The organism is Rheinheimera soli, assembly GCF_021290985.1.
GTDB lineage: Bacteria > Pseudomonadota > Gammaproteobacteria > Enterobacterales > Alteromonadaceae > Pararheinheimera > Pararheinheimera soli.
This window is the reverse complement of the sequence record NZ_JAJOYU010000042.1, coordinates 12,948-30,164: the sequence shown is the minus strand read 5'-3', so window position 1 is coordinate 30,164 and position 17,217 is coordinate 12,948. Positions and strand designations below refer to the sequence as shown.

Below are 17,217 nucleotides of genomic sequence, written 5' to 3'. Positions count from 1 at the left end.
GCTAACAGCTCTGACCCAGAGGTTTAAAACTTAAAGTCAATCAGCACTGGGTCATGATCCGATGAGCGGAATGGGTCCGGTGCGTATAAGGTTTTTTGCTGAGCTTCCGATTTAAACTCAGTGTTGTAATCAAGTACCGCTGGCTCGTCGGCATTAATAGCCCAGTGCTGGAATAAGGTCAGTTGTTTTGCCATGGTATTGCTGGCAAGTGCATGATCCAATGAACCTGTGCGGCCTCTGAACACATAAGAATAATGCCCGCTTTCATCTTTGGGAGCCAGATGCACCCAACCTGCTTGTTCCAGTGCATAAATCGGATCTTCCTGACGGTAGGCATTTAAATCGCCAATTACCAGCTGATGAGGTGTATTGACGCCAGTTGGCTGAGTCTTTAACCAGGCAGATAAGGCGTTGGAGGCCTCAACACGGGATTGATTCCAGCAGCTTTGACCATCTTTGTTATCCCTGTTGCCACTGTCTACAGCGGCTTTATCATCCGGGCAACTGCCTTTGGATTTAAAGTGATTCACACTGACAGTAAAAAGGCCTTCTGTGGATTTTGCTTTAAATGTCTGAGTCAAAGGGGCTCTCGAACCATAAGCAAAGGGGCCTTCTGCAATCATCACTGCTTTGCCAGCTTCTGTGACTTTATGTTGGTTGTAGATAAGAGCCACTTTAATAGCGTCACCACCTAACGCCTGTTGCGGCTGCACAAATGCATAACGTTGCTCTCCTAAGGCTTTATTCAGCTCTCGGACCAAAGTAGCCAAAGCACTGCGCTGATCAAAACCGTTATTTTCTACTTCCAGCAAACCAATGACATCAGCATCCATACCGGACAAAGCCGCTATCATTTTGGCTTGTTGGCGCTGCAGCTCATTTGCATTTGTAGCACCACGGCGGGTAGGGAAAGGGCTAGCAGCAGTTTCGCCGGTAAAAAAGTTCAGCACGTTAAAACTCGCGACCCGAATATGATCAGCGGCTTTGGCTTTAGGTGTTGCTGGCCGGGCATTGGTTGCTACAAAGTCAGGAAGCTGCGCTGCCACCAAACGATACCCTTGTTTGGTTTCAATCAGGTAACCCAGCAGGTTTTTTACTGTATCGCCAACCCGCACAGTATTACTGGCTGATAAATTGCCGTCAGGGAAGATCACAGGATCAGGGTTCTGCTCAAAAATCCCATCATCCAGCCAGAGCTGACTTAAATTCTGCTTTTGTTCCAACGCCTTTGCTGCTTGACCTGGTCTGTGCAGCTCGGTGGCTATCCAGAGTCTTTTATCGGCCAGTAAAATTTCGCCATAACGTGCTAACGGATAAGTGTCGTTGACTATTAAGGCTTGAGGAAAGGACAAATACTGACCTTCCAAAGCTTCCCAGTCTTGTCTGGATTTTACTGGCAATGTTGCCACTACAGGTTTTGGCGCTTCCTGTTGACCACAGACTGAGGTTTTTACATCCACCAAAGCTGTCATGCCGTTTAGCTCGACCACTTTACCTGTGACTTCAAGCTGTTGACCTGCTTTTGCCTGTTGAACCAGCTTTTTATCAGCAATAAATAAGGCGTCACTGGTTTTTGGGTTGGTATCAGGGGTCAGGCTTTGGATCAAAACACCAGCTGCTTTGCTGCCCGGATACAATACAGCAGTGACTACACCTGATGTAGACACAGTTTTGTTTAACAGCGGACTTTGCTTCGCATCGCCCTGAATTGCTGCAATAGTGGTTTCTGTGTTGCAAGCGGCAGAAACAGCAAATGAACCAGTAGTTAGCACCAGTAAAGTAAAAATGGATAATTTCATCAAAAGTGTCCTTTAAAACAGATCTGTACAGCCTAAGGCACCCAGAAAAATCTACAAGGGCAAATCGTTGAATTTCGTATGAAATTGCTGTGAATGGCGATGAAATAAAAAATTGCCCGGAGCAATTTTTAACATTGGAGCGCAGCGACGATGGCCCGAAGGGTAAGCGCCATGGATGGCAGCGAATAAAAAATTGCCCGGAGCAATTTTTAACATTGGAACGCAGCGACGATGGCCCTAAGGGTGAGCACCATGGATGGCAGCGAATAAAAAATTGCCCGGAGCAATTTTTAACATTGAAGCGCAGCGACGATGGCCCTAAGGGTGAGCGCCATGGATGGCAGCGAATAAAAAATTGCCCGGAGCAATTTTTAACATTGAAGCGCAGCGACGATGGCCCTAAGGGTGAGCGCCATGGATGGCAGCGAATAAAAAATTGCCGGGAGCAATTTTTAACATTGGAGCGCAGCGACGATGGCCCTAAGTGTGAGCACCATGGATGGCAGCGAATAAAAAAGGCGCCACAACGGCGCCCTTGTCTGATATCAATCTAATCAGCTGTTTTCACGTTTGATTGCACGATAGCCAATATCTCTACGACTGAAGACGCCGTCCCACTGCACCTTGTCGGTTAGCTCGTAGGCTGCTTTTTGTGCCTCTGTGACATTAGCGCCCAAAGCTGTAGCGCACAATACACGGCCACCAGCTGTCAGCACCTGACCGTCTTTTAAGACTGTGCCAGCGTGGAATACTTTGGCTTCGCGGCTGTCTTCTGTTGGTAAACCCGAAATCACATCACCTTTGCGGTAATCATCCGGATAACCACCTGCGGCCAGCACTACACCTACAGCGGCACGGCTGTCGAATTTAATTTCTTGTTGGGCTAATTTACCTTCCACAGCAGCCTGACACAGCTCGACTAAATCGGATTGCAAACGCATCATAATAGGCTGAGTTTCAGGGTCACCAAAACGACAGTTAAATTCCAGTACTTTACAAGTGCCATCAGGCGATACCATCAAACCTGCATAGAGGAAACCTGTGTAGATATGGCCTTCAGACGCCATACCATTCACTGTTGGGTAAATGACGTTTTGCATCACCCAATCATGCACTGCTGGTGTTACTACTGGAGCAGGGGAATAAGCGCCCATACCACCGGTATTTGGGCCTTTGTCGCCGTCATCACGGGCTTTGTGATCCTGAGATGAAGCAAAAGCTAAGGCATGAGTGCCATCCACCATCACAATAAAGGAGGCTTCTTCACCTGTTAAAAACTCTTCAATCACTACACGGCTGCCGGCAGAACCGAACTTATTACCAGCAAGCATATCGTCAATGGCAGCAAAAGCTTCAGCTTCAGTCTGGGCGATAATCACGCCTTTGCCTGCAGCTAAGCCATCGGCCTTGATCACAATAGGAGTGCCATTTGCTTTGACATAAGCTTTAGCCGGCTCTATGTCAGTAAAGTTGGCGTAAGATGCAGTTGGAATTTTATGACGGGCTAAAAAGTCTTTGGCAAAAGCTTTCGAGCTTTCTAACTGAGCAGAGGCTTGGGTCGGGCCAAAAATAGCCAGACCCTGCTGACGGAAGGTATCAACCACACCTTTGGCTAGTGGTGCTTCAGGACCCACTATAGTCAAAGCTATGCCTTCGCTTTTGGCAAAAGCGGTCAGGGCTGGCACATCGTCTGCTGCAATAGCCACGTTGGTCAGATTCGCTTCGAGCGCAGTACCTGCGTTGCCCGGAGCTACAAAGACTTGTGTCACATGAGCCGATTGTGCTGCTTTCCATGCCAGAGCATGTTCACGACCACCACCACCTATTACTAATACTTTCATCGTCAGTCTCGCCCTAATCAAAAAATAAAAAATATCAAAAACTAAAAAATCAGTGTGACTAAAACAAACAGCAGCCTATTTGGCTGCTGGTTTGCGGAATTTCAGAGTCATACGGTCACTTTCACCAATGGCCAGGTACTTGTCTTTGTCCTGCTCTTTTTGTGACAGAGTAGGAGGCAAAGTCCAGACGCCACCTGGATGGTCTGCTGTATCTTTTGGATTGGCGTTAATTTCGCTGCTCTGCTCTAAGACAAAACCAGCTTTTTGCGCCAACTCAACAGCTAAACTTTGTGGGAAATAGCCTGATTTTAACCAGTCAGCTGATTTTTTATCTTCAGGTAAACGGTGTTCCACTACGCCTAACACACCACCCGGCTTTAAAGCCGCGTAAAAGGATTTAAAAGCATCGATCGTGCCTTGTTCACCTTTTTGCATATACCAGTTGTGCAGGTTGCGGAAGGTCAGTACTACATCAGCACTGTTGGCTGGAGCTACTTGCTGGTCTGGTAAAGGAGAGAATTCGGTCACGACCACGTTTTTATAAGCTTCATTAGAGGCAAGCTTTTCTTTAAAAGCTTTCAGGTTGCGTGTTGCGTATTCAGAGGTGCTGTTAGCCGGAAAATGAGCTGCGTAGTACTTGCCTTCTTTGGCGAGTAACGGAGCCAGAATTTCAGTGTACCAGCCACCACCTGGTGATATTTCTACCACAGTACTTTGTGGTGTCACCCCAAAAAAATGTAGGGTTTCAACAGGGTTTCTGTATTGATCACGTGCTTTATTGGCTTCAGAGCGGGCAGGGTTTTGCACCGCCTGCTGTAAAGCTGTGGTATCAGTGTTTGCAAAAGAAAACTGGCTAAGCACTAAACTGGATGCTAAAACGAATTGCGATAACGCCTTCATAACACGATCCTTCTGAGTTAAAAACCGGCGCTAGTGTAGCAAAGCACAAAGGCTTTTGCAGTCAGAAATCACCAGCGGTCGTATTTGTGGGATGTAATCTGCACTAAAAATTTCAGATGGCTGGACTGCCAAATTTCAATCAACAAAAATTATATGCTGTGATAAAATGCCGCCCCTTGAATTTTTAAGCTTGTTGCCTTGCTGAAGATGGCTTCAGAACAGTAACAGGTTTCTCTTATAAGTATAAGCTGGAGCTGGCATGTTAGAGCACATCCGAATTGTGTTAGTGGGTACCTCTCATACCGGAAACATAGGTTCAGTTGCCCGCGCTATGAAAACTATGGGCCTGAGCAAGCTGGTGCTGGTATCACCAAAAGAATTACCAGATGGTCAGGCTTATGCGTTATCAGCAGGCGCCAGTGATATTCTGGCTAATGCACAAGTGGTAGAGACTTTAGAGCAGGCTATTGCAGATTGTGGTTTAGTGGTTGGCAGCAGCGCTCGTTCCCGCACTTTATCCTGGCCTATGCTGGAGCCGCGTGAATGCGGCGAAAAAGCTGTGCTGGAAGCCACACAAAAACCTGTAGCTCTGGTGTTCGGTCGTGAAAACAATGGCCTGACCAACGAAGAGCTGCAAATGTGTAATTACCATGTCTGTATTCCTGCCAATCCTGAATACAGCTCTCTGAATTTAGCTATGGCTGTGCAGATTATTGCTTATGAAGTTCGGGTCGCCTTTTTAGCGCAACAGGATAAAACCCCCGAAGCGGATTTAACTGTCTATCCAGAAATAGACCAGATGGAGAAGTTTTATGTTCATCTGGAACAAACCTTAAGTGATACAGGTTTTATTATTAAGCAGCACCCAGGCATTGTGATGGCGCGTTTGCGTCGTTTATTTGCTCGTTCCAGACCTGATGATCAGGAACTGAATATTTTGCGTGGCATTCTGGCCTCGATTCAACGCACAACCAAGCCTCAATAAAAATAGGATTTGTAAGATGTTTGCAGGTATCAAAGAAGACATTAAAAGTGTGTTCGAGCGGGACCCGGCGGCGCGTAGTGCTTTTGAAGTACTGACTAACTATCCTGGTTTGCATGCCATTTGGTGGCACAGAATGAATCATCGCTTATGGTTAGCCAATTGGAAATGGCTGGCGCGTTTCTTAAGCACCATAGCGCGTTGGTTAACAGGGGTTGAAATTCACCCTGGCGCAAAAATTGGCCGTCGCTTTTTTATCGACCATGGTATGGGCGTGGTGATAGGCGAAACCGCTGAAATTGGTGATGACGTCACTTTGTACCATGGTGTGACTTTAGGTGGCACCAGCTGGAATCCTGGCAAACGTCACCCGACTTTAGGCAATGGTGTCGTCATAGGCGCTGGCGCAAAAATCTTAGGGCCTTTGTATGTTGGCGAATCTGCCCGCATAGGTTCAAATGCCGTGGTGGTAAAAGATGTGCCGGCAGGCGCCACTGTAGTGGGTATTCCAGGGCGTATTGTCGCCAAACAGGATATGGAACTGACTGAGCAGCGCCAGCAAATGGCGAAAAAGTTTGGCTTTGATGCGTATGCAGTCTCCAGCGATAACCCGGATCCAGTGGCCAATGCTATGGGGAGGATGCTGGATCATATGCATTTTCTCGATAACAAAGTGACGGAGCTGTGCCAAAGCGTCAACAAGCTTGGTGGTAACGTCTGCGAAATCGTGCCGGAAATTGCCATTGAAGACGAAGCTTTTATTCAGGCCGAACGTGACGCTGCTGAACAACGTAAGAAAGCAGTAGACGCTTTTGACCCGACTATTTAACAACGCAGATAAGCACAACCGGCCAATTCATCGGAAAAAGAGTTGAACCTAAACGGATAATACCTGACTAAAACGGTAGGATTAATACTTGACTAAAACAGTCAAGAATGTACAATTTGCGCCATTCGTTTCAGGGAGTCCGTTATGCGTTTAACTTCAAAAGGCCGATACGCTGTGACCGCTATGCTGGATGTTGCATTACATGCAGAATCTGGCCCGGTATCATTGGCGGATATCTCTGAACGGCAGGGGATTTCCCTGTCTTACCTTGAACAACTGTTTGCCCGTTTACGTAAACAAGGTCTGGTTAGCAGCGTGCGTGGTCCTGGTGGTGGTTACCAGTTGGGCTTGGACCCGATGCAAATATCGGTGTCCGCTGTGATCAGTGCGGTCGATGAGTCCGTAGATGCCACACGCTGTCAGGGTAAATCTGATTGTCAAAGCGGCGCTAAATGTCTAACCCATACCTTATGGACAGACTTAAGCGATCGTATCGAAGACTTCCTCACCGGCATCACCTTAGGTGAGCTGGTTCGCCAGAATGAAGTGAAAAAAGTGGCGAAACGGCAAGATGGCCGTGTGTTAAAAAATCCAGCAACTGAAATCGAAGTCAGTTGCCAGTTGTAGGCAAAAGCCGGAGCAAAAAATGAAGCTACCTATTTATTTAGACTATGCAGCCACAACCCCGGTTGATCCGCGGGTGGCCGAAAAACTGATGCAATTTTTGACTATGGATGGTTCTTTTGGTAATCCGGCGTCACGTTCGCACAAGTTCGGCTGGCAGGCAGAAGAAGCGGTAGAAATTGCCCGAGCGCAAATTGCCGAACTGGTCAACGCCGACCCACGTGAAATTGTATTCACGTCAGGCGCGACCGAATCAAACAACTTAGCTATCAAAGGCGCAGCTCAGTTTTACCATAAAAAAGGTAAACACCTGATCACTGTCAAAACTGAACACAAAGCTGTGCTGGATGCTATGCGCGCTTTGGAACGTGAAGGTTTTGAAGTGACTTATCTGGATGTGGAAGCCAGTGGTTTAGTTGACTTAGACAAGTTAACTGCTGCTATCCGTCCTGATACCACTGTCATCAGCATCATGTTCGTCAACAACGAAATTGGTGTGATTCAGGACATCGCTGCTATTGGCGAGCTTTGCCGCAGCAAAGGTATTATTTTCCATGTCGATGCAGCTCAGGCTACAGGCAAAGTGGATATTGATTTAGAAACCCTAAAAGTGGATCTGATGTCGTTCTCAGGCCACAAAACTTATGGTCCAAAAGGTATTGGCGCTTTGTATGTGCGCCGTAAGCCACGTATTCGTTTAGAAGCTCAGACGCACGGTGGTGGTCATGAGCGTGGTATGCGTTCAGGCACTTTAGCTACGCACCAGATTGTGGCTATGGGTGAAGCTTTCCGTATTGCCAAAGAAGAAATGCACGCTGAGCGTGAACGTGTTGCTGTGTTACGTGACCGCCTGCTGGATGGTATTAAAGACATCGAACAGGTGTTTTTAAATGGTGATGCTGTGCAACGTGTGCCAGGTATTACCAACGTTAGCTTTAACTATGTTGAAGGTGAGTCTCTGATTATGGCGTTAAAAGACATCGCCGTATCCTCAGGTTCAGCTTGTACTTCAGCCAGTCTGGAACCTTCGTACGTATTACGTGCTTTAGGTTTAACCGACGAGCTGGCACACAGTTCTATTCGTTTCAGCATCGGCCGTTACACGACGGAAGAGCAAATTGATCACACCATTAAGATTGTGCATGACGCCATTGGTAAATTACGCGACATGTCACCTCTGTGGGAAATGTACAAAGACGGCGTGGATTTAGGCAGCGTAGCCTGGGTTGCACACTAAGTTATTTGCAGGATTAGAGGGCACGAATCATGGCATACAGCACTAAGGTCATAGACCATTACGAAAACCCGCGTAACGTCGGTTCATTCGCTAAAGACGACCCAACTATAGCTACAGGTATGGTTGGCGCACCGGCTTGTGGTGACGTGATGAAGTTACAGTTAAAAATTAATGACCAGGGCATTATTGAAGATGCCAAGTTCAAGACTTATGGCTGTGGCAGCGCTATTGCATCCAGCTCATTAGTCACTGAATGGGTGAAAGGCAAAAGCATCGACGAAGCTGCTTTAATTAAAAACACCGATATAGCTCAGGAACTGGCTTTACCTCCGGTAAAAATCCACTGCTCTATTCTGGCGGAAGATGCAATCAAAGCAGCCATTGCTGATTACAAACAACGTCACGGGAACTAAGTTATGGCTATTTCAATGACACCAGCGGCAGCGGATCGCGTCAGAAGCTTCCTGGCCAACAGAGGCAAAGGCCTTGGCTTGCGTGTGGGGGTAAAAACCACAGGCTGTTCAGGTTTAGCTTATGTGCTGGAGTTTGTTGACGATTTAAACGATGACGATCAGGTGTTTGAATACAACGATCTGAAACTCATCGTTGACGGTAAAAGCCTGGTTTATATCGACGGCACTCAGCTTGATTTTGTCAAAGAAGGTTTAAACGAAGGGTTCCAGTTTAACAACCCCAACGTCAATGGCGAATGTGGTTGTGGCGAAAGCTTCACCGTTTAACGAAGGGCGCAGATGAATTACTTTCAGCTTTTTCATCTGCCAGCTCAGTTCGAGCTGGATTTGACTGAATTAGGTACTCGTTATCTGGAATTGCAGCGTCAGTTTCATCCTGATAAACATGCGGCGGGTTCAGAGCGCGATAAACTGATGGCGGTGCAACAAGCAGCCAATATCAACGATGCGTATCACAGCTTAAAACAGCCGCTGTTACGTGCCGAACATTTACTGGCGTTACGAGGTTTAAAAATCAGTAACGAGCAGCGCAGTTTTATGGAGCCTGCGTTTTTAATGCAGCAAATGGAATTACGTGAGTTGCTGGCAGAAATTAGCGACGCCGCTGATCCTGATGCATTAATTGACGAAGCCGATCAGCAAATTCAGCAGCAGAAAAAAGCTTTATTACGACAGTTGCAATCGGCACTGGATGCCAACAACCCTGAGCATGATCATCAGGCGGCTGATATAATCCGCAAACTCAAATTTTTCTTTAAGCTACAGCATGAGCTGGAGCTGATTGAACAAACACAAGATTAAAGAGCAGCATGGCGTTATTACAAATTGCAGAGCCCGGTCAAAGCGCGGCTCCACATCAGCACAAGTTAGCCGCAGGTATTGATCTCGGTACCACCAATTCGCTGGTTGCTACTGTTCGCAGTGGCGAAGCCAAAACGCTGTTTAATAAAGCGGGTCAGGACATGGTGCCTTCTGTGGTGCGTTACACCAAAGATAACGTCATAGTCGGTCATGCCGCAGCAGCGGATGCTGTGCTGGATCCACACAACACCATAGTGTCGGTCAAGCGTTTAATGGGCCGTGGTTTTGCTGAAATCAACGCCGATGCTGAACATATTCCGTACGAGCTGGTAGACCAATCAGGTTTAGTGGCTATTAACACCATTCAGGGCATTAAAAACCCGGTGGAAGTCTCAGCTGAAATTCTGGCGACTTTAGCCGACACAGCAAGCCAGACCTTAGGTGGCGAGCTAACAGGTGTGGTTATTACTGTGCCTGCGTATTTTGATGACTCACAGCGCCAGGCGACCAAAGACGCCGCCAAGCTTGCTGGCCTGAACGTATTACGTCTATTAAACGAGCCTACAGCAGCCGCTTTAGCTTATGGCCTGGATTCAGGTCAGGAAGGTGTGGTTGCAGTTTACGACTTAGGTGGTGGCACTTTTGATATCTCTATCCTGCGTTTAAAGCGTGGCGTGTTTGAAGTACTGGCCACGGGCGGCGACTCGGCTTTAGGCGGGGATGATTTTGATCACACTTTAGTCAACTGGTTACAGCAGCAAACGGGCCAAAGTACACTTTCGCATTCAGAGCTGCGCCAGTATCTGGTGAGCGCCCGTCAAATCAAAGAAAACTTAAGCGCTACAGAGCAACTGGATTTTGTCCTGCCTTTAGCTTCAGGTGAATTTAAAGGCCAAATCAGTCGTGCTGATTTTGATGCCTTAATTCAGCCTTTAGTACGCAAGACTATTCGCGCTTGTAAACAAGTGCTGCGTGATGCCGGTTTAGATACCGAAGAAATTCAACAAGTGGTAATGGTCGGTGGTTCTACCCGCGTGCCATTAGTGCGAAGCGCTGTGGCGGAGTTTTTTGCCGCAGAGCCTTTAACGTCGATAGACCCGGATAAAGTAGTAGCCATAGGTGCTGCTATTCAGGCCAACGTGCTGGTCGGTAATAAATCTGATCACGATACCTTGCTGCTTGATGTAATACCTCTGTCTTTAGGTTTGGAGACTATGGGTGGCTTAGTGGAAAAAATTATTCCACGTAACACAGTGATCCCTGTGGCCCGTGCTCAGGAATTTACCACCTTTAAAGATGGCCAGACCGCTATGGCTATCCACGTGCTGCAAGGCGAACGTGAACTGGTGGATGCTTGTCGTTCTTTAGCCCGTTTTGACCTGACCAATATTCCGGCTATGGCCGCTGGTGGCGCTCATATTCGGGTGACTTTTCAGGTGGATGCTGACGGTTTATTAAGTGTCACAGCACAAGAGAAATCGACAGGAGTCAGCGCCAGTATTCAGGTGAAACCTTCCTACGGTTTAAGTGACGATCAGGTTGCGACCATGATCCAAAGCTCTATGTTGTATGCCAAACAGGATATGCAGCTGCGCTTGTTAAAAGAGCAACAAGTAGAAGCAGAACGGGTATTGGAAGCTGTTAGTGCGGCCTTAAATGCCGATGCTGCATTGTTAACTGCAGAAGAAAAATTAAGTGTAGAACAAGCCCTTGCTGAACTTGCGACAGTGAAACAAGGCGACAACACGGCCGCTATTAAAGCCGCCATTGAACATACCAATCATATAACGGATGAGTTTGCAGCGCGCCGTATGGATATATCTATCCGTAAGGCATTGCAAGGTCATAAGGTCGACGAGGTCTGATATGCCACAAATCATCTTTTTACCCCATGCACAATTATGTCCTGAAGGTGTCGCAGTTGAAGCCCAAACAGGTGAAACTGTGCTTGATGTGGCACTTCGTTGTGGTATCTCTATTGAACATGCCTGCGAAAAGTCCTGTGCCTGTACTACCTGCCACGTCATAGTGCGCGAAGGCTTCCGCTCTCTGAACCCTAGCGATGAGCTGGAAGACGATATGCTTGATAAAGCCTGGGGTTTAGAGCCAGACTCACGTTTAGGTTGTCAGGCTCGTATAGCGGATGAAGATTTAACAGTCGAAATCCCTAAATACACAGTCAATATGGTCAGCGAAGGGCATTAAGTCTGGTCTGGTGATACAAAGAAAGCAGCTTCGAGCTGCTTTTTTACTAGTTGCAGCACTGGTTCTGATCACAAAATAAGAGCTTTATCCTCTGTATTTAGAAAAAATAGGTTTTTTATTTTCGTTAGCGTATAATTCGCGGCCTTAAATTTATTCACCCTTTTGATTACAGGAGTCTGTCATGGCTTTAGAACGTACTTTTTCAATCGTAAAACCAGATGCAGTAGCAAAGAACCACATCGGCGCTATCTATCACCGTTTTGAGTCTGCAGGTTTACGTATTGTTGCTGCCAAAATGCTGCACTTAAGCCGTGAACAGGCTGAAGGCTTCTACGGTGAGCACAAAGAGCGTCCATTCTTCAACGCTTTAGTATCTTTCATGACATCTGGCCCAGTAATGGTTCAGGTTTTAGAAGGCGAAGACGCTGTTCGTAAAAACCGTGAAATCATGGGTGCTACTAACCCTAAAGATGCTGCTGCCGGTACTTTACGTGCTGACTACGCTGCAAGCATTGACGAAAACGCTGTTCACGGTTCAGACGCTGCTGCTTCTGCTGCCCGTGAAATCGCGTTCTTCTTCACTGAAGCTGAACTCTGTGCCCGTACTCGTTAATTTTAACGGGTTTAGGAAAAGTTTAACGAATTAAACTGATCCACAGGGACGATGAATAGTAAAAGGGAGCTTAGCTCCCTTTCTATCTATTTAAACTGTCCTATTTTTTATCTATCTATGTTGTGAGGAAAAGCCCAAATGAGCCAAACAGAAAACAAAGTCAATCTGCTTGATCTGACCCGTACCCAGATGAAGGAGTTTTTTGTCTCTATTGGTGAAGCAGGCTTCAGAGCCGATCAGGTGATGAAATGGATCTACCATTTCTGCATCGATGACTTTGATAAAATGACCAACATCAACAAGAAGTTGCGTGACAAATTAAAAGAAAAAGCCGTGATTGCAGCACCAGTTGTGGTGACTCGTCAGGACAGCGCCGATGGCACTATTAAGTTTGTGATGGGTTTGGTTGGTGGTCAGGAAGTGGAAACTGTCTGGATCCCGGAAAAAGACCGCCGCACTTTATGTGTGTCTTCGCAGGTTGGCTGTGCTTTAGAATGTACTTTTTGTTCTACAGCTCAGCAGGGTTTTAACCGCAATTTGAAAGTATCTGAAATTATTGGCCAGGTCTGGCGTGTAGCTCAAATCATCGGCAGCTACGGCGATACAGGCGAAAAACCAGTCACCAACGTGGTGATGATGGGCATGGGTGAGCCTTTGCTGAATCTCAACAACGTAGTGCCTGCCATGGAGCTGATGCTGGAAGACTTTGGTTTTGGTTTATCCAAACGCCGTGTCACTTTAAGTACCTCAGGTGTAGTACCAGCCTTAGATATGCTGAAAGAGCGTATTGATGTGGCCTTGGCTATTTCTTTACACGCGCCGAATAACACGCTGCGTGATGAATTAGTGCCTGTTAATAAAAAATACCCTATGGAAGAATTCCTGGCTGCGGCGAAGCGTTATGTCACAGATTCACGTGCTAACGATAAAGTTACAGTCGAATACGTGATGCTGGATGGCGTCAACGACAGCATGGAACAAGCCCATGAACTGGCGCATGCTCTCAAAGGCACGCCATCCAAAGTGAACCTGATCCCATTCAACCCATACCCTGGTTCACCGTACAAACGTTCAAGCAATTCCCGCATCGACCGTTTTAATAAAGTGCTGCAGGAACATGGTTATACAGTGATGGTGCGCAAGACCCGCGGCGACGATATTGACGCTGCTTGTGGTCAGTTAGTGGGTGATGTAATTGACCGTACCAAGCGTTTAGAAAAAAAACAGATGAAAGGTCAGGAGATTTCAGTAAAAATGGTGTAACACTCCATTCAACTGGTACCCCTATGCAAAAACTCAGGCTTCTTGCTTGTGTTGTTTTCAGTTTACAGTTGGCAGCTTGTGTCACTGAAACCACAGTAGTGGGCAGTGACCGGCAAATTCGTCCCAAGATGGATCAAAAGGAAGCTGCCCGCACCCGCATAGCTCTTGGCATTAACTACCTGCAACGGGGCGATAATGCCCAGGCCAAGTTTAATCTGGAAAAAGCCAAAAGCTTAGCGCCTGAATTGGCCGAAGTGCATAACGCCATGGCTTATTATTATCAGCAAGTGGCTGAATTTGAAGCCGCCGAAAACTCCTACAAAACAGCCATAGAGCTTGAACCCAACAACGCTGACTCCTATAACAACTACGGCGCTTTTTTATGCCAGCGCGGTAAGTATGCTCAAGCCGAGCAGTTACTGTTACAGGCGATAAGCCGCCCTGGTTACATCCGCGCCGCTGACAGCTATGAAAATATCGCCTTGTGCCGCTTAGAGCAAAAAGACTTTATTCAGGCCAAAACTTACTTAGACTTATCCATTAAACACAATTCCAGTCGCCCCAGCGCTTTGTTTAACTTAGCTTCGGTCAATTATGCGATGGCAGATTTACCAGCAGCCCAGGTGCTGTTGGATCGAATGCAAAGTGCGTCACAAATTTCGCCCCGTTCTGTGTTGCTGGGCTATCTGATAGCGCAGGAACAGCAAGATTACAGCCGGATGCAAACGGCAGAGCAGTTGCTGCTGACCACTTATCCACAAAGTCAGGAAACCCTGCTCTTTAGTCAGGGCCAGTTGAACCAGTCTGAATTCCGCTTGCTCAGACAAGACTATAAGCAGCAGTTGCTGCAACAACCTGCGGAACAAATAAAAGCAGGAGCGGTGCAGCCCAAAATTAAAATCACCCGTAAAAAGCCTCCGGCAGCTGTGGCGCAGCACAGCGATGAGGCGCAACTCAGCGCTGCAACTGCTGCAGAACCTTTGCCTGAAGTTGAAAACTTAACCCTAACAGAACTGACGACAGAATCTGCGGCAGCATCTGCTGGGTCCGATCATCAGCCTGAAGTGACAGAAGCTGCGGCTGCTACAGAGGTTAAGCAACACGAAGTGCAACAAGATGAAACCTTGTATGGCATAGCAGAGCGTTACAGTGTTACTATTAGCGATATAATCAGCTGGAACTCTTTGCGTGATAATCAGCCTATAGTCAAGGGCCAGGTCCTGTGGATTGGACAACAAGCACCCCGGCAAGCCGAACCACAAATTGAAGTACCAGAACGTTATCAAATCCAGTATGGCGACACCTTATTCCGGATATCGATGCGTTACAGGGTGAAACTAACCAGCCTGCTGCAATGGAACAACTTAACTGAGCAAAGCCCGATACGGGCTGGGCAATTTATCTACTTAAAAGATCCGGCACAATTAGAATTATGACGACTGAATTAACGCAGCCCAGTAGCGCAGGACAAACTTTAAGCGCAGGACAAACCCTACGCCAGGCCAGAGAGCAACAAAATCTGACCGTAGCGCAAGTGGCACAGCAACTGAATTTAAGTAAAAGCCTGATTGATGATCTTGAACTGGATCAGGTGGATGCCAAGCTGTCCTCAACTTTTGTTCGGGGTTATTTACGCTCTTATGCCAAGTTACTGAAGATACCAGCCCAGCAAGTGCTGGAGGCGTACAGCAGTAACTCCAAAGGTTTACACCAGATCCCAAGCCTGACCCGCAGTTTCTCTAAGCGTACCGCCAAAGAAGCTACAGAGAACCGCTTTATTTGGGTGACTTATTTTGTCATTTTTGTGTTTGTGGTGTTATTGGTCGTCGGGTTCTGGCAAAGTCGTTTTGGCAGTTCGGCATCAGGTACTGCGTTGCCTATGGCCCAAACAGATGAAACTATGTTGGCCAGCGAAGAAGCTCAGCCGACACAAAATGAAGTTTATCAGCCGACTGCGCAGGCAGAAAATTCAATTCCGGTCACTCAACTCGATCATTCGCCAACATCAACAGAAACTTCGGCATTAAGTACTCAGCCACAAGCTACTGTTGCCACAGATGCACCAGTGTTGCCTGTGCAAGAACAAGTAGCTGCACCAAGTCCTGTTGAGACTGAGCCACAAGTACCACCTCCAGTTGCTGTACCACAAACTGAAGCGTCGCAATCTGACACTTCAACTGTGTCACCAGCGCCTGAAGTAACAACCACAGATATTTCTGCAGTGGATGTTCCGGTCACAGCCATCACAGAATCTCAAACCACAGCAACCACAGATGCTGCGGCCAATGCCAGCATCAGCTTGTCATTAACTGCAGAATGTTGGGTCGATGTGGTGGACGCTACTGGCAAACGTTTGGTGTTTGGCAGCAGGCAAGCTGGTGAACAATTAAATTTAAGTGGTGTAGCACCAGTCAAAGTTTTATTAGGCAATGCAGCAGCAGCCACTCTTAGCTTTAATGGCGAAGCCATCGATCTGTCTGGTTATCCAACAGGTCGGGTCGCCCGGTTAACCCTCGGACAAAACTGATGAGTTACGCAGAAAATCCTATTAAAAGACGTCAGTCCACCCAAATTAAAGTGGGTAATGTACTGATAGGTGGTGATGCCCCTATTGCAGTACAGTCGATGACCAATACCAAAACCACAGATGTCGCAGCGACAGTGGCACAAATTCATGCGATAGCAAAAGCTGGTGCTGATTTAGTGCGGGTGTCTGTGCCGACGATGGAAGCGGCGGAAGCCTTTAAGCTGATCAAACAGCAATCGCCTATTCCGTTGGTGGCCGATATTCATTTTGATTACCGTATTGCGCTAAAAGTGGCGGAGTATGGTGTCGACTGTTTGCGCATTAACCCGGGTAATATAGGTCGTGAAGACCGTATTCGGTCTGTGGTTGAAGCGGCCCGCGATAAAAACATTCCTATCCGTATTGGGGTCAATGGCGGTTCGCTGGAAGCAGATTTGCAGGAAAAGTATGGCGAACCTACACCAGAAGCGCTGGTGGAATCAGCCATGCGTCATGTCGAAATTTTGGACAGACTGAACTTCGACCAGTTTAAAGTCAGTGTCAAAGCCTCCGATGTGTTTTTGGCTGTAGGTGCTTATCGTTTACTGGCGAAACAAATCAAACAACCGCTGCATTTAGGTATTACTGAAGCAGGCGGTGCTCGTGCTGGTTCAGTGAAATCTGCTATTGGTCTTGGCATGCTGTTATCTGAAGGCATAGGCGATACCTTGCGTATTTCACTGGCCGCCGATCCGGTGGAAGAAGTGAAAGTGGGTTTTGATATTTTAAAATCACTGCGCATTCGTTCCCGCGGCGTTAACTTTATTGCCTGCCCAAGTTGTTCCCGTCAGGAATTTGATGTCATTAAAACCATGAATGAACTGGAACAACGACTGGAAGATATTATCGACCCTGTCACTGTTTCTGTGATTGGTTGTGTCGTCAATGGCCCTGGTGAAGCCTTGATCTCCGATTTAGGTGTGGCAGGGGCAAACCGCATGAGTGGGTTTTACCTCAAAGGTCAGCGGCAGAAATTACGCATTGATAACAACACTGTCGCAGAGCAATTAGAAGCCCAGATCCGATTGTATCTGGCAGAGCAAAAACGACTGATTGAAATTAAACAGCTGGATTGAGTAGCTTC

General features: G+C 47.2%; 18 protein-coding genes. 15 read left to right on the top strand and 3 right to left on the bottom strand.

Annotated elements, in window-relative coordinates:
• Positions 1-23 precede the first annotated feature (23 nt).
• Positions 24-1,799 (bottom strand): ExeM/NucH family extracellular endonuclease, encoded by a 1,776-nt coding sequence (locus LSG37_RS19615; RefSeq protein ID WP_233081660.1) that lies wholly within the window; start codon positions 1,797-1,799, stop codon positions 24-26.
• Positions 1,800-1,888: 89 nt separating this feature from the next.
• On the opposite strand from LSG37_RS19615, the gene LSG37_RS19610 reads away from it, so the two are divergent.
• On the top strand, positions 1,889-2,353 hold the full coding sequence (locus tag LSG37_RS19610; RefSeq protein ID WP_233081659.1) for a hypothetical protein: 465 nt from the start codon (positions 1,889-1,891) through the stop codon (positions 2,351-2,353).
• Here LSG37_RS19610 and purD read toward each other — a convergent pair whose 3' ends face one another.
• Both purD and LSG37_RS19600 read right to left on the bottom strand, forming a co-directional pair.
• A complete protein-coding gene (gene purD / locus LSG37_RS19605) occupies positions 2,354-3,640 on the bottom strand; it encodes a phosphoribosylamine--glycine ligase (protein WP_233081658.1) in 1,287 nt (428 codons plus the stop codon). It lies immediately after the preceding gene.
• Positions 3,641-3,715: 75 nt separating this feature from the next.
• Complete coding sequence (locus LSG37_RS19600; RefSeq protein WP_233081656.1) at positions 3,716-4,540, bottom strand: class I SAM-dependent methyltransferase; 825 nt, start codon at positions 4,538-4,540, stop codon at positions 3,716-3,718.
• Between the two features lie 259 nt (positions 4,541-4,799).
• Here LSG37_RS19600 and trmJ point away from each other — a divergent pair, with 259 nt between their 5' ends.
• From trmJ to ispG, 14 genes are all read left to right on the top strand, one after another.
• Complete coding sequence (trmJ, locus tag LSG37_RS19595) at positions 4,800-5,525, top strand: tRNA (cytosine(32)/uridine(32)-2'-O)-methyltransferase TrmJ (protein ID WP_233081654.1); 726 nt, start codon at positions 4,800-4,802, stop codon at positions 5,523-5,525.
• A gap of 16 nt (positions 5,526-5,541) precedes the next feature.
• Complete coding sequence (cysE, locus tag LSG37_RS19590) at positions 5,542-6,351, top strand: serine O-acetyltransferase (RefSeq protein ID WP_233081653.1); 810 nt, start codon at positions 5,542-5,544, stop codon at positions 6,349-6,351.
• Positions 6,352-6,495: 144 nt separating this feature from the next.
• A complete protein-coding gene (gene iscR / locus LSG37_RS19585) occupies positions 6,496-6,978 on the top strand; it encodes a Fe-S cluster assembly transcriptional regulator IscR (protein ID WP_233008344.1) in 483 nt (160 codons plus the stop codon).
• A gap of 19 nt (positions 6,979-6,997) precedes the next feature.
• Positions 6,998-8,212, top strand: a complete 1,215-nt coding sequence (locus LSG37_RS19580) for an IscS subfamily cysteine desulfurase (RefSeq protein WP_233081650.1) — start codon at positions 6,998-7,000, stop codon at positions 8,210-8,212.
• 29 nt (positions 8,213-8,241) lie between these two features.
• Positions 8,242-8,625, top strand: coding sequence for a Fe-S cluster assembly scaffold IscU (gene iscU, locus LSG37_RS19575; RefSeq protein WP_127025628.1), 384 nt, complete (start codon positions 8,242-8,244; stop codon positions 8,623-8,625).
• Between the two features lie 3 nt (positions 8,626-8,628).
• On the top strand, positions 8,629-8,952 hold the full coding sequence (gene iscA, locus LSG37_RS19570; RefSeq protein ID WP_233081649.1) for an iron-sulfur cluster assembly protein IscA: 324 nt from the start codon (positions 8,629-8,631) through the stop codon (positions 8,950-8,952).
• Positions 8,953-8,964: 12 nt separating this feature from the next.
• On the top strand, positions 8,965-9,486 hold the full coding sequence (gene hscB / locus LSG37_RS19565) for a co-chaperone HscB (protein ID WP_233081646.1): 522 nt from the start codon (positions 8,965-8,967) through the stop codon (positions 9,484-9,486).
• An 8-nt stretch (positions 9,487-9,494) separates the two neighbouring features.
• Positions 9,495-11,351: a Fe-S protein assembly chaperone HscA gene (gene hscA, locus LSG37_RS19560; RefSeq protein ID WP_233081644.1), complete on the top strand. Its 1,857-nt coding sequence runs from the start codon at positions 9,495-9,497 to the stop codon at positions 11,349-11,351.
• Position 11,352: 1 nt separating this feature from the next.
• Entirely contained in the window at positions 11,353-11,691 is a 339-nt protein-coding gene (gene fdx, locus LSG37_RS19555; RefSeq protein ID WP_008900497.1) for an ISC system 2Fe-2S type ferredoxin, read from the top strand.
• Positions 11,692-11,872: 181 nt separating this feature from the next.
• A complete protein-coding gene (gene ndk / locus LSG37_RS19550; protein WP_233081643.1) occupies positions 11,873-12,304 on the top strand; it encodes a nucleoside-diphosphate kinase in 432 nt (143 codons plus the stop codon).
• 138 nt (positions 12,305-12,442) lie between these two features.
• Complete coding sequence (gene rlmN / locus LSG37_RS19545; protein ID WP_233008350.1) at positions 12,443-13,567, top strand: dual-specificity RNA methyltransferase RlmN; 1,125 nt, start codon at positions 12,443-12,445, stop codon at positions 13,565-13,567.
• A gap of 23 nt (positions 13,568-13,590) precedes the next feature.
• Positions 13,591-15,003, top strand: coding sequence for a type IV pilus biogenesis/stability protein PilW (pilW, locus tag LSG37_RS19540; protein ID WP_233081641.1), 1,413 nt, complete (start codon positions 13,591-13,593; stop codon positions 15,001-15,003).
• Positions 15,000-16,094, top strand: coding sequence for a RodZ domain-containing protein (locus tag LSG37_RS19535; RefSeq protein WP_233081639.1), 1,095 nt, complete (start codon positions 15,000-15,002; stop codon positions 16,092-16,094). The genes pilW and LSG37_RS19535 overlap by 4 nt, the downstream gene beginning before the upstream one ends.
• Positions 16,094-17,209, top strand: a complete 1,116-nt coding sequence (gene ispG / locus LSG37_RS19530; protein ID WP_008900502.1) for a flavodoxin-dependent (E)-4-hydroxy-3-methylbut-2-enyl-diphosphate synthase — start codon at positions 16,094-16,096, stop codon at positions 17,207-17,209. The genes LSG37_RS19535 and ispG overlap by 1 nt, the downstream gene beginning before the upstream one ends.
• Positions 17,210-17,217 lie beyond the last annotated feature (8 nt).